The 13,283-nt window shown below is 40.4% G+C and carries 13 protein-coding genes; all 13 read left to right on the forward strand.

Annotated features, from left to right (window positions below; translation table 11 throughout):
- The first annotated feature begins 1 nt into the window (after position 1).
- The 13 genes from umuD (at position 2) to rpmA (ending at position 13,275) form a co-directional block, all read left to right on the forward strand.
- Complete coding sequence (gene umuD / locus H6763_00585) at positions 2–403, forward strand: translesion error-prone DNA polymerase V autoproteolytic subunit (protein ID MCB9803310.1); 402 nt, start codon at positions 2–4, stop codon at positions 401–403.
- Between the two features lie 17 nt (positions 404–420).
- Positions 421–1,692: a Y-family DNA polymerase gene (locus H6763_00590; protein ID MCB9803311.1), complete on the forward strand. Its 1,272-nt coding sequence runs from the start codon at positions 421–423 to the stop codon at positions 1,690–1,692.
- Between the two features lie 32 nt (positions 1,693–1,724).
- Entirely contained in the window at positions 1,725–2,537 is an 813-nt protein-coding gene (locus tag H6763_00595) for an SDR family oxidoreductase (protein MCB9803312.1), read from the forward strand.
- Positions 2,538–2,546: 9 nt separating this feature from the next.
- Entirely contained in the window at positions 2,547–3,578 is a 1,032-nt protein-coding gene (locus tag H6763_00600) for a hypothetical protein (GenBank protein MCB9803313.1), read from the forward strand.
- Positions 3,579–3,685: 107 nt separating this feature from the next.
- Complete coding sequence (ftsA, locus tag H6763_00605; protein MCB9803314.1) at positions 3,686–4,990, forward strand: cell division protein FtsA; 1,305 nt, start codon at positions 3,686–3,688, stop codon at positions 4,988–4,990.
- Between the two features lie 29 nt (positions 4,991–5,019).
- Positions 5,020–6,180 (forward strand): cell division protein FtsZ, encoded by a 1,161-nt coding sequence (gene ftsZ, locus H6763_00610; GenBank protein ID MCB9803315.1) that lies wholly within the window; start codon positions 5,020–5,022, stop codon positions 6,178–6,180.
- A gap of 12 nt (positions 6,181–6,192) precedes the next feature.
- Positions 6,193–6,405: a DUF167 domain-containing protein gene (locus H6763_00615; GenBank protein MCB9803316.1), complete on the forward strand. Its 213-nt coding sequence runs from the start codon at positions 6,193–6,195 to the stop codon at positions 6,403–6,405.
- Positions 6,402–6,602 (forward strand): DUF1232 domain-containing protein, encoded by a 201-nt coding sequence (locus H6763_00620; protein ID MCB9803317.1) that lies wholly within the window; start codon positions 6,402–6,404, stop codon positions 6,600–6,602. Before H6763_00615 ends, H6763_00620 begins: the two co-directional genes overlap by 4 nt.
- A gap of 277 nt (positions 6,603–6,879) precedes the next feature.
- Positions 6,880–9,879 (forward strand): isoleucine--tRNA ligase, encoded by a 3,000-nt coding sequence (locus H6763_00625; protein MCB9803318.1) that lies wholly within the window; start codon positions 6,880–6,882, stop codon positions 9,877–9,879.
- 50 nt (positions 9,880–9,929) lie between these two features.
- Positions 9,930–11,228: a rod shape-determining protein RodA gene (gene rodA, locus H6763_00630; GenBank protein MCB9803319.1), complete on the forward strand. Its 1,299-nt coding sequence runs from the start codon at positions 9,930–9,932 to the stop codon at positions 11,226–11,228.
- 12 nt (positions 11,229–11,240) lie between these two features.
- Positions 11,241–11,789: a 50S ribosomal protein L21 gene (gene rplU, locus H6763_00635; GenBank protein MCB9803320.1), complete on the forward strand. Its 549-nt coding sequence runs from the start codon at positions 11,241–11,243 to the stop codon at positions 11,787–11,789.
- Positions 11,790–11,792: 3 nt separating this feature from the next.
- Positions 11,793–12,989, forward strand: coding sequence for a hypothetical protein (locus tag H6763_00640; protein MCB9803321.1), 1,197 nt, complete (start codon positions 11,793–11,795; stop codon positions 12,987–12,989).
- 16 nt (positions 12,990–13,005) lie between these two features.
- Positions 13,006–13,275 (forward strand): 50S ribosomal protein L27, encoded by a 270-nt coding sequence (rpmA, locus tag H6763_00645; protein ID MCB9803322.1) that lies wholly within the window; start codon positions 13,006–13,008, stop codon positions 13,273–13,275.
- Positions 13,276–13,283 lie beyond the last annotated feature (8 nt).

The raw sequence follows: 13,283 nt of genomic DNA on the forward strand, positions 1-13,283 counted from the left end.
AATGAGCGAGGCAAATTCGTTACCAAATCTTTATATTTCTGTCGTATATGCAGGCTTCCCTGGAACTGCAGATGATATGATCGAGACCCCCCTTGATCTTAATGAATATGTAGTTAAACATCCCTCTGCTACATATTTTGTACGAGTAGTTGGTGAATCCATGAAAGGAGTTGGGATCATGCCTTCGGATATTCTTGTTGTGGATCGATCGATCTCTCCCTCTCGGGGAGATGTTGTCATAGCTGCAGTAAATGGTGAATTTGCGGTCAAGAGATATCTTCCCGAACAGGGAAGAGTTGTTTTACGATCGGAAAACCCTAAATTTAGGGATATGATAATAGAAGGGAGTGACGAGTTTCAGATCTGGGGTGTAGTAACGCATTCACTGCATCATCTAAGGTGATCTCTAAGGAGGTGTGTATGTTCTATGGATTGATCGATTGTAATAATTTTTTTGCATCTTGCGAGAGAGCGTTTAGGCCCGAACTAAAGGATCGACCAGTAGTAGTGCTTTCAAATAACGATGGCTGTGTCGTTGCTCGTTCACAAGAAGCAAAAGCATTGGGTATACCGATGGGGATACCTTTATTTAAGATCAAAGATCTAGTTGAGGATCAACGGGTAAATGTGTTTTCGAGCAACTATACACTTTACTCCGATATGTCGAGGAGGGTTGTAGATATTGCGAGGGAAGAGGTCCGAGATCTGGAGATATATTCGATCGATGAAGCATTCTTTACGTTGAATTCCATCTCCCCCAATTTGGTCAAACAGAAGATGAGAGAACTAAGAGAACGGATACTTAAAAGTACCGGTATACCGGTCTCCATAGGTCTTGCAAAGACAAAGACCCTTGCCAAGATCGCATGTGAAAGATGTAAAAAGGAATCTACTCTTGATGGAGTTTCCGAACTGGTGACTCCTACACAAGAATATACGGATCATATCCTTCGTCATACAGAACTAGAAGATATATGGGGTATAAATCGCCGCTGGGGGATGAAACTACGTATTTATGGTATAGAGAATGCTTACGATCTGGCTAATTGTGATGGTTTGTCACTTAGAAAGCGGACAAATGTGATGGTCTATAGAACACATCTAGAGCTTCGGGGATATTCGTACTTTGCTTTAGAAGGTATTCCAGTACCAAAGAAAACTATTGCATCGACCAGGTCATTTGGACGCCCGGTTGTTGATAGAACAGAAATGCGAGAGGCGATCGCGAAGTATGTTGCGACTGCTTGTGAGAAATTGAGGAGGCAGAGGTCTGTTGCTTCGTCGATATATGTATTTTTGCATACAAATCCGTTCCATAAGGATAAACCTTTCTATTCAAACGGTTGTACCGTCAATCTAGCTCAACCATCCTCAGATACCAGAGACCTACTCAATTCTGCTTTGTTAGGGATGGACAGGATATATATAAATGGATATGCGTATAAGAAAGCCGGGATTATCATCTCAGATATCACGCCTCTTTCTAACTTGCAGTTTTCACTTTTTGAAGAAAGGAAGATCCGACATAGATCCGAGCAATTGATGGAAGCTGTTGATGATGTGAATCGTACATGGGGACGATCTACCGTCAGATTGGGAGCAGAAGGTTTCGATCAAAGTTGGCATATGCAAAGAAATCTGTTATCAAGAAGGTATACAACATCTTGGAGTGAACTGTTAGAAGTAGTTTGATGACCAAGATCTAATTTTTGAGTAAATGCACAATGCAAAAGGTTGTTTTGATCACCGGGTGCTCTTCGGGAATAGGTCTTGCCACAGCAAAATTATTTGCCGAAAAGGATTGGAGGGTGATAGCTACTATGAGAGATACATCAAAGGCTTCAGATGATCTAGACAAGGATTCGATCTTGGTAGAGAAATTAGATGTTACGGTTCAGGAAGATATTGATAATATCGAAAGATTGATCCAGGAGAAATACAACGGACAGATAGATCTTTTGGTTAACAATGCAGGTTACGGTATGTTTGGCTTCTTCGAAACGATCTCTGAAAAGCAGATCCGACATCAGTACGATGTTAACGTTTTTGGATTAATGGCTGTCACAAGGATGGTGATCCCATTTATGAGAGCTCGTAAATCAGGATGTATAATCAACATATCTTCTGTTGTTGGTAAATTCTCATTTCCAGTTGGTGGGATATATGCAAGTACGAAATGGGCAGTTGAGGCTTTTTCTGAGCAGATCCTACACGAATTGAGGCAATTTGGTATCAAAGTCAAGGTTGTAGAACCAGGCCCTATTGAGACAAATTTCGCCGGTTCATCTATGAAACTTGGTGAGAAGAAGTTAAAGGAATACAAGAATACATCTAATGAACTGAAACAAGGTAGTGGGGACACACCTTCTGGTGTCCAAGGACCTGAAGTAGTGGCAAAAGTTATATACCGGGCCGCTACATCGGATAACGGAGCTTTTAGATACCCTGCAGGTCGCTATGCTGGAACAATTCTCCTTGCTCGTAAAATACTTTCTGATAGGATCTGGAACTTTTTACTCGGAAAAAAGAGGTTTTAAAAAATTTGAGTGAAAAATATTGAAAGGCAAAAACAAATTGAGAACGTAAATGATTATAGAAATGAGAGTCGAAAGAGAATGTTACGTCGGCTCATTCAACAACTTCCAAAATATCTAGGTTCTTTGATGATCATTATTGCCCTGTATCTCGTTTCAACACGATCCTCCATCTTTCAGCTAAAAGAGGTCAGGATAGAATATGTTGGGGATCCGGTTTCTCAATACATGGATATTGAAACGATTGATAGAGATCTAGAACAAAGATATATGTCCCAAAACTACTTCTTGATCGATCCTGTAACTATACGTGATCAGGCTAGTATGGTTTCAACATTTATCGATCAAGTCATCGTGACCAAGATATTCCCTGATGCTATCGAGTTGAGGATATTACTGCGAGAGCCTTATTTACGAGTTGAACACCAAGAGAGCTGTTATTTGATAGATAGTAATAATGAAGTCTTGATCGCTGAACGTTCAGTAGTACCAACTGATTCAGATGGCGAGAATAACTCTGGGGTTGCGGATAATGCGAGTATTGCAAATAATTCAGGGATTGGAAATAACGCAGAGAGTACTAATAATCAGCAAAGTGTAGTTGATTCAGATAATGCAGAAAATCCAGAGAATCCAGAGAATGAAGATCTCACAAAAGAATCGCTAGGCAAAGTAAATGCACTAACTGGGGTAGTAGATGATCCTTGCGTTATCATGCGTACTCTTACTGGTGTTATACCTGTCTCAGTTACTGATCCATCTATCCAGAATATATTTAACTCTAACAAATTCATCTATTTCGATCAGATATATGTTCTATATGGCATATTAGATGATCAGGGTTATGAGATAAATTCGATAAATGTCATGGGAGACGGAAGTATTATTCAGTTAACTGGAGGTGTCAGTGTAGTCGTTGATCTTGATGATGATTTCGATATCCAAGCTAAGAGATTGGTCTTGGTACTAGCACAAATGGACATTGATAGACCGGATTTCAAGCAGGTTGATGTCAGGTATAAACGTCCCGTACTTCATAAGTAATATAAAGCGTTCTCTTGCACGTGCAAGAAATTTCTTATATATTGGATTAGAATCTAGAACATCTGATTGATCAACATCAGTTAATATTTGTTTAGCTCGCTTCTAAAATGGCTAAGAGAATTATTACAGCGATAGACGTAGGGTCGAGTAAGATCACAACGGTTATCGCAGCGGCCGAAGATGCGGACTCCCTACCAACAGTTATCGGGGTATATTCTCATCCTTCACATGGTGTCAAAAAAGGCGTCATAGTAAATATTGATGAGGCTACCGAGGCTATTTCTGAGAGTCTAACTGCAGCCGAAAGAATGGCTGGAGTAACAGTATCTGAGGTATATGTGACTATTAATGGACAACAGGTATCGAGTATCAATAATCGAGGAGTTGTTGCAGTATCAGGATCTGAGATCACGATCGAGGATACCTATAGAGCTATAGAAAATGCGCGAACTCTATCCCTTCCTCAAGATATGAATCCGATCCATATCATCCCCAGAGAATTTGTAGTAGATAATCAGGATGGCATTAAATATCCGATTGGTATGTCAGGACAAAGACTTGAGGTAGAAACACATATCATTACTGCCCCTACCTCTTCATGGAAGAACTTGAGAAAATGTGTAGAACAGTTAGGACTTACAGTTATTGATATCGTATTTACAGGCTGGGCTTCAAATCTTTCTGTATTAACCGAAACTGAAAAAGAACTCGGAGTTGCACTACTAGATATTGGTGCCGGAACTACCAGTATTTCGATCTTCCAAGAGGGTGCTATCGTATATAGTGGGTCAGTACCTCTCGGGGGTATCAGTATCACAAGCGATCTAGCGATAGGTCTTCAACTTTCTCTAGAAGAAGCAGAACGGGTCAAAGTAAATATGGAAGAGATACTTGAAGGTAAGGTAAAGGAGATCGACCCTGAAGATCACACACCAGCTCTCCTCCGAAAAGTAGAGGAACCTAAAGATAAGAAAAAGGACGCACAGGATATGGTAAATATCACAGGGCTATCGATCAGGAGCAAGGAAGAGATCTCTAAGACAATGTTATTGCAGATCACACAGGCTAGGATGGAAGAAATATTTGAAATGGTAAGAGACCAAGTTTCAAAAGCAGGTTTTGATGTTGCAATGCCAGCTGGAGTTGTAGTTACAGGTGGTACCGCACAATTAAAAGATATCACGAAATTTGCCCAAGGCGTCTTCGGTGTTCCTGCTAGGATCGGTTATCCGGGTGGATTATCAGGTATGGTCGAGGAAATCAATGATCCTGCATATGCTGCAGTACAGGGATTGGTAAAGCATGCGATGGAAGATGAAGGAGAAACCCATTCGTCGGGGTCGTCAGGCTTCGATGGATTTGGTAGTATATTTAGTAAGCTAGTAAGTTGGTTCAAATCGCTTCTGCCCTAATTTATCTATAACTTCAAAGTTTAAAGACAATGTTGGTCACACCTAAGAACATGGATCCGGTAGCAAAAATCAAGGTAGTTGGAGTCGGTGGTGCTGGAGGAAATGCTATTAACACTATGATATCAGACTATAATGTTGATGGTGTTGAGTTCTATGCGTTCAATACAGATGCACAGGCTTTAAAAAATTCCCTCGCACCAACAACACTACAACTTGGTAGTGATCTTACAAGGGGTCTTGGAGTCGGTGGTGATCATAATCTTGGAGCACAGGCTGCAGAAGAGAGTCTTGATGATATTCATGAGCATCTGGCAGGTGCTGATATGGTATTTATAACTGCAGGTATGGGTGGTGGAACCGGTACTGGGGCTGCACCAGTAGTTGCAGGTGTGGCAAAGAATCTCGGTGCATTAACTGTAGCTGTTGTCACAAGGCCATTCAAATTTGAAGGAAAACACAGAGAAACCGTCGCTTTTGAAGGCTTAGGCGAATTAAAAGATAAGGTTGATACACTAATAATTGTCCCAAATCAGAGACTACTCGAAATAATTGATGAGAACATATCATTTCTTGAAGCGATGAAAGAAGTGGATAAGGTTTTGGCAGAAGGAGTCAAGAGCATATCCAGTTTAGTCACCCAATCAGGCTTTATAAATGTTGATTTCGCAGATGTACGATCTATTATGACTGAGGCTGGCTCGTCACTGATGGGTATGGGTAAGGCAAGTGGGGATAATCGTGCAGAATCTGCAGCTAGACAAGCTACAAACAGCCCACTGCTTGATATGTCTATAGAGGGCGCTACAGGTGTTCTCTTCAATGTTGTTGGAGGTCTTGACCTTACGATGAAAGAGATCGATACAGCAGCTGAGCTAATATCTGAGGCTGTTGACCCTGATGCAAATGTTATCTTTGGAGCTACGATTGACGAGAATATGAAGGATGAGATCATCATAACAATAGTAGCTACAGGTTTTGATGAATCAAGGCAGGTACACACAAAGAAGACAACAGAGGCACCACCGATCAAGCTAGTTCAAGATCAGGAATATCGCGAGATGATCGAGGAAGAACCTACTGCAAACGAACACGATGACCCAACACCGAAGAAACAGAGCTCTCTACCCCAATCTATGATCGATGATCAAGATACGTTGGATGTTCCTGCGTTCATGAGACGACGAAATTGATCTGCCATGATCGTGAGTATCAGAGTGTATCCCCGAAAGAAACATCAGAAAGTTATTTTGAAAGGTGATAAAATTCATATTCATGTTAGATCTGTTCCGGACAAAAGCCTGGCTAACAAGGAAACCATCCAACTGTTAGCGGAACATTTTCAGATACCTAGTTCAAACGTTCGCATCATCTCAGGAACAAGAAGTAGAGATAAATTAGTAGAAATATCCGAATGAAACAAAATCTAAAAGGATTCATCAAACAGAATTGGCTTCTGATGATCGCTGCCATATATGTGTTATCCCCAATAGATATCCTCCCTGACGTTATACCTTTTTTTGGATCAGTAGATGATACAATGGTGGTTCTGCTGGAACTGGTAAGGCAGTACTGGCAATATTCTAAAGAGAATAAGGGAGTAGATACTGAGTAGTGTTGAATTACAAATTCTCATCAAGTATAATCTCGTAGTCTTGAAACGCACCGATCCTGCAATCACAGGGGAGCGGCGAGAAGAAATCCATAGGAAAGTAGATCTCGACGGGAGTGACCGTGATATCACAAACCCATACCATTCAAAGCGTGGGTGCAAAGCAGTTCTGGGCAACCTTAACTGGAAAGAGGGTGGTACCGTGTGAATATGTATGAGATCACACCCCTCCGCACATAACGTGTGGAGGGGTTTTTGTTTAATATTTAATAGAACGAACATGTCAAAGATAAAAGAAGCAGAACAAAGAGCAAGTTTCCCGAAGATGGAGGAGAAGATCTCAGAATTTTGGAAAAAGAACGATCTCTTTAAAAAATCGATCGAACAAAGACCAGAAGATGAACGATTCTCATTTGTAGACGGTCCACCGTTCGTTTCTGGTATGCCACATCCTGCACATCTATTTGTGTCTATAGCAAAAGATGTGATCCCTCGATATTGGACTATGAAAGGAAAGCGGGTAAGAAGGGTTTTTGGATGGGATTGTCACGGATTACCTATAGAAGCAAAAGTAAATATGAAATACAAGTTGAAAGGGAGGAAGCAGATAGAAGAGGAGTTTGGAGTGGATAGATATGTTAAAGAGTGTCGTAAATACGTTGAGGAGTTCTCGGAGAATTGGAGATGGTATATAGAAAAGATCGGTCGTTGGGCAGATATGGATAATGCGTATTACACCATGTATCCCGAATTCAACGAGTCAGTGATCTGGGCATTCAAACAGGCATGGGAAAAGGGATTGATATATAAAGGAAAAAGAGTTTCTTTGTACTCAACAGATACTGCTACACCTGTATCCAACTTTGAGGTAGCTATGGATCCTGATAATTATCAGGATACTGAGGATCTAGCTATATTTTTGAAATTCAAACTAAAAGAACATCCTTGGAAAGATATTGTAGCCGATAATCCTGTGCATATGTTGGCATGGACAACAACACCGTGGACAATACCATCTAACTTTGCACTTGCTGTAAATGAAGCGTTCGATTATGTCTTAGTTGAGTTCAATGGTGAATACTTTATCCTTTCAGAAGTAAGACTAGAGTATGCATTTGACACAAGTGAACAGGAAATAGGTGAAGATGCAGGAAAGACAGTCCAGATACTAAAGAGACTTACTGGGTCTGAACTTGAAGGTTTAGAATACTATCCAGCTTATGATCATTTTGTAGATCGAACAACTAAGAATGACTTTAAGGTATATCTCTTAGACGATGTTACAAATGATGAAGGTACAGGAGTCTTGCATATTGCACCTGCTTTTGGAGATGTCGACTTTCAGTTTGGTTTGAAAATGAACCTTAGTTTCCATTCTGACATAGATGAGGAGGGAAATATGGTCGTAGAACCATGGAAAGGAGTATATCTTCGTGATGCCTCACCTCTAATGGCAGAGGATATGTCCGAGAAAGGGTTACTTTTGAGAACAGAACCATATGTACACAGGTTGCCATTCTATCGAGGGGATAATCCCTTGATATACATGGCTCAGGATGCGTACTTTTTAGATGTACAGAAGTTAAAGGACAGAATGCTGGAGTTGAATCAAAATGTGAATTGGTATCCAGAGCATTATAAGAATGGGAGATTTGCAGAAACTGTCGGCACTTCACCTGATTGGACTATATCAAGGAGTCGTTATTGGGCAACTGTTATGCCTCTCTGGGTAAATGAGAAAGGAGAAGAGATCGTTGTAGGCAGTATCGAGGAGATGAGGGAAATGACAGATCAGATAGATAAGAAGGAGGTTGATGGGAAAACAAAATATTTTGTGGATGGAGAACCGTTTTCTTTTCATAGGGATATCTGTGACAAAATTGTCCTTACAAAAGATGGGGTGGAGTATCATAGAGTACCAGAAGTCCTCGACTGTTGGATGGACTCGGGTTCAGTACCTTTTGCTGAGTATCACTACCCATTTGAAAATGAAGAAACCTTTAATAATGCATTTCCTGCCGACTTCATAGTTGAATATTCAGGTCAGGTACGTGCATGGTTCAATGTTCTGTTTAGAATGTCGACATTCCTTTTTGATAAGGAACCATTTAAAAATGTCGTTTGTCATGGAGTATTGTCTGGGAATGACGGGAGAAAGATGTCAAAGACCTATGGTAATTACACAGATCCCGAAGATGTACTAAAGAATCTCGGAGGAGAAGCTATGCGATTGTACGGTATGGGATCACCGTTGATGGCTGGAGGTGATATGAACTGGTCTGATGAGGAATTGAATGAAAGGGTAAAAACAATACTTATACCTTATTGGAATACCTATAGATATCTCACAATGTACGCCAATCTTCATGATTGGACACCAACCGATGATCATTTCCCAATAGAAAATATCTTAGATAGGTGGTTGGCATCTATGGTTAAAAAGGCTGTAAAGGAGTATTCAGAAGCGATAGAGGGGTACGATATACCAAGTTCAGTGAAGGTATTACAACCTACTATAGACGCCGTGTCTACATGGTGGATAAGACGATCCAGAGATAGATTTGCCAATGGAGATACAGATGCATTGCAAGCGTTGTATGCCACGCTGGTATTGATGAGTAAAGCTTTTGCACCACAAATGCCTTTTCTGATGGAAGAATTCTATCAAAATCTAGTGGTGAATGTCGGACTTGATGGCGCAAAGGAATCAGTGCATCTTGAAGATTATCCATCCGATCTGGATCATGATGAAAAACTACTCGAAGATATGTCATGGGTGCAAACATTGTGTTCATTGGGGTTGAACATAAGGGATGAGAATAGGCTAAAATTGCGACAACCGCTTCTAAAAGCTGTAGCACCTATAGAAGATCCTGATCTGAGAAGTATCCTGAAAGCAGAGTTGAATGTCAGGGAAGTTGATTACAGTAAGACTCAACCAAAGGATAAAGATCATCTTACAGTAGTAGAGAGTAATGGTTTGTATCTAGGTCTTGACCTGAACCTAACTGAAGACCTGTTATCAGAAGGATTGATGAATGAGCTTGCTCGACAGATACAAGTTCAAAGAAAAGAGAAAGGACTTCAAGTAGGCGAGATAGTATCTCTACATTATGTGACACAGAGTAAAGCACTTGCTGATGTCGTACAGAAGTGGACTGATGAGCTGAAGGGCAGACTGAGTGTTGATAAGATACTTCTTGCATCAAGTTCGGATGACTCTATGACAGAATTGAAAGTAAATGATGAGTTGATCTGGGTAAAACTTGAAGCTGCATAGTTATCAGATCATAGTGAAAGCTATCTGAATATCGTGTTATCATCTCAGAGATGTTTAAAAGACACGATTGGACAATTCTTGCGTTAATACTGATACTTTCGGTGATCGGGTTATTTACTCTACTTTCGACGAATATCGATATTGAGGGTAATATTGATCTGGGTGGCGTATTCTCCAGGCAGGTCACCTTTATGCTGACAGGGCTGGTGATATATTTTCTGGTCAGTTTAGCTAATCCGACATATCTGCGATACCCTCAGATCCTTGTACCTGTATCTTTAGTTATCATTGCAGTCCTACTGTATGTAGTTCTTGCTGGACCTGTGATAAATAATGTCAGGAGATGGATAGTGATCGGAGGTGTGCAGGTTCAGCCGTCTGAATTTGCTAAGATCATTGTAATATTCACAACAGCAGCGATATTTACGATTCGCAATCATTTCGATGACCTATTGCTTGGGATTTTATCTTTCCTCCCCCAAATACCCATTCTCCTGCTTATATATTTAGAGCCACACGGTTCTATGACAATGATAACCCTCCTGATCTGGGGGATCTTGGTGATCACATATATGCGCGAACAGAGAAGGAATATCCTGTTATTTGTCTTGATGTTTTCAGCAACAGGTTCAAGTTTGTTGTTATTGAACGGGACTGTTGGTCTGGGTATACTTTTTGCTATTGCATCGGTAACGATTCTTGTACTTACCTCTTATCGGATAGAGGAATTAAGGAAATTACTAATAATTGTCACTATAGCAGGGGTAATTGTCGGAGGAGCGCTGAATTTCAGTTGGAATGATCTACTTAAGGATTATCAAAGAGAGAGGATAGAAACATTCTTTGATCCGGAAGGTGTTGATGTAGACCAATCATTCAATGTCGAACAATCAAAAGTTGCGATCGGTTCTGGAGGGATCTGGGGTAAAGGTTTCGGCTCCGGTTCTCAAAGTAGGTTGCAATATGTCCCAGAACATCAAACTGATTTTATATTTGCGACGTATGCTGAACAATTCGGCTTGGTCGGATCGATGATTTTGATAGTTCTTTATGCATTGCTAATATTAAAAGGTCTTTTATATGCTTATAAGATGAGTTCACAAGATATCTTCTCATCCATGGTGATCTTTGGTATCTCAATTAAGCTCTTGATCGAAGTATTTATAAATATCGGTACTAATACAGGTTTGATACCTGCTACAGGGATCCCGCTTCCCTTGTTAAGTGCCGGAGGTACAAATATTGTAGTTACTTTCTTTTCATTTGGTATAATTCAAAGTATAATCTCAAGCAGCCAGGAAGTATTCCAACACGAACTCCTGATTGACAACGAAGATTTACTAATTTAAAATGCCTCCGTCATGGCACAAAAGGCTGAAACAAAGAAAACAGAAAATACAAAGAGTAAAAAGGTTGTAAAAAAAGCCACTACAGGTAGTGTGGAAAAGAAAGCAACTACTAAAAAAACTGCTACAAAAGCTGTTCCTACAAAGAAAACTGTCACCAAAAAGGAATCATCAACACCAAAGAAACCTGAACAAGCTACAAAGCAAGTAGTATCTACTTCAAAGAAGGGTCCTTCTAAAGTGGACGATCAGAAGATCGCCGTAGTAGATGTCAATGGGACCCAGCTACTAGTTCAAGAAGGCAAAACCTACGAACTAAATAAGCATGATGGTATTAAAGGCGATACATTGGAATTAACAAAAGTACTTTTGTACGCAAATGGTACAGATGTGAAAGTCGGTAAGCCATACATCAAGGGCGCTAAAGTTATCGCAAAGATCGATTCACAGAAAAAGGGCGATAAACTAAGGGTTTTCAAGTTTAAAGCAAAGTCTAGATATAGGAGAACCTACGGTTCTAGAGCTCTTGTCACAAGATTAGAGATAGTTCAGATCACAGCATAGATCTTGAGTAACTCATATTCAGAACATCTATTCATATTAGGCCGAAACAAGGCTCTATCCATCGCAGAGATAAAAGCTGTAGCTTCTTGGGCTTGTAAAGGTGGTTTTGAGAGCTATGAAACCGAATGTGGTGATCTGGTCGTACAACATCAACTATCATCAAAAGAGATCGTTGAGGTCTTTAGACGTTTAGGCGGATCAATTAAGATCGCTGAGATCCTTGCTGAAACATTCGATATCACCTCATTACTTACTGAGAAGGTCAAGAAATTTGGTGTGAGTCCATATATCTGTAGAAATGAGAGAGATGATCAGCTAACAGATCTAGCAAAGAAGCTCAGAAAGAACATAAAGGAACATGCAAAGCATATAGGTAAACGAGTTCGTTATATAGGTAAGGGGACTGGAGCATTATCATCAGGACAGATAACAGCAACAGAGTTACTTGAAGAGGGATTTGAGCTGATCCTGTATAAAAATGTTGATGGTACTCTGAAATTAGCCAGAACATTAGCAGTACAAGATCTTGAAGAATTTACTCTCAGAGATATGGAAAAACCATACACAAACATCGAGATGGGGGTACTTCCTCCCAAACTAGCACGAATAATGGTAAATCTAGCTGGACTTAAACCTGGTTCTACGATCTGGGACCCTTTCTGTGGTTCTGGATCTATAGTAATTGAAAGCTTACTCTTAGGCTATGATGTGATCGGGTCAGACATTGATCCTGAAGCAGTAGAGGGTACACAGAAGAATATTGAGTGGCTATCCAAACAGTATGATTTAGGTGATGTCAGGTATAAACTTCTTGAACAAGATGTGACCAAGATCAGTCGTTGGTTCCAGAAGACACTACGAAATACAGATATCAATGCAGTTGTGTTCGAACCATACATGGGACCAGCTGTTCGCAGGGAAATATCATTGAAATATGCAAATGAACTACTCGATGGGGTAAATGGATTGTATAAAGCGATCTTGGATGTGCTTGGACGTATACGGAAACCCGGTCTAAGGCTGGTTTCAGTTTTTCCTGTATATAAAAGCCACAAAGGTTGGGTCACATTGAGGTACAGTGAGGTGTTTCCTTCAAGATGGAAGATCTTTAGTGTCGCATCTGAACAGGAGGTCTTGCATTGGGAGCGTTCTAATAGTATTATTAGGCGCAATTTATTAGTCGCAAGACTAAAACATTAGTTATCAGATAGCTCGAATGTCAAAGACAGCAGCAGCCGGAAGTGTAAAGATCTCCGCAAATGTCGCAGGGAAAAGACTTGGAGTCAAAAAATATGCTGGTGAGAAAGTATTGAATGGTAACATCCTTATCAGACAGAGAGGTACTGTATACCATGCAGGATTGAACACAAAAGTATCAAAAGATCACAGCATATATGCGATCTCTGATGGGGTGGTGAAATTCCGAAGAATGACCGGTAAGAAACGATCCCAATACTATGTAGACGTTCTTCCTACGGAAGATTAAATATCGCG

The organism is Candidatus Nomurabacteria bacterium, assembly GCA_020632395.1.
In the GTDB taxonomy this organism is placed as follows: domain Bacteria; phylum Patescibacteriota; class Dojkabacteria; order SC72; family JAHDCA01; genus JACKFQ01.

Excerpts from the sequence above, each read along its gene's own strand:
- umuD (MCB9803310.1), top strand. The coding sequence starts at position 2 with ATGAGCGAGGCAAATTCGTTACCAAATCTTTATATTTCTGTCGTATAT.
- H6763_00590 (MCB9803311.1), top strand. The coding sequence starts at position 421 with ATGTTCTATGGATTGATCGATTGTAATAATTTTTTTGCATCTTGCGAG.
- H6763_00595 (MCB9803312.1), top strand. The coding sequence starts at position 1,725 with ATGCAAAAGGTTGTTTTGATCACCGGGTGCTCTTCGGGAATAGGTCTT.
- ftsA (MCB9803314.1), top strand. The coding sequence starts at position 3,686 with ATGGCTAAGAGAATTATTACAGCGATAGACGTAGGGTCGAGTAAGATC.
- ftsZ (MCB9803315.1), top strand. The coding sequence starts at position 5,020 with ATGTTGGTCACACCTAAGAACATGGATCCGGTAGCAAAAATCAAGGTA.
- H6763_00620 (MCB9803317.1), top strand. The coding sequence starts at position 6,402 with ATGAAACAAAATCTAAAAGGATTCATCAAACAGAATTGGCTTCTGATG.
- H6763_00625 (MCB9803318.1), top strand. The coding sequence starts at position 6,880 with ATGTCAAAGATAAAAGAAGCAGAACAAAGAGCAAGTTTCCCGAAGATG.
- rodA (MCB9803319.1), top strand. The coding sequence starts at position 9,930 with ATGTTTAAAAGACACGATTGGACAATTCTTGCGTTAATACTGATACTT.
- rplU (MCB9803320.1), top strand. The coding sequence starts at position 11,241 with ATGGCACAAAAGGCTGAAACAAAGAAAACAGAAAATACAAAGAGTAAA.
- rpmA (MCB9803322.1), top strand. The coding sequence starts at position 13,006 with ATGTCAAAGACAGCAGCAGCCGGAAGTGTAAAGATCTCCGCAAATGTC.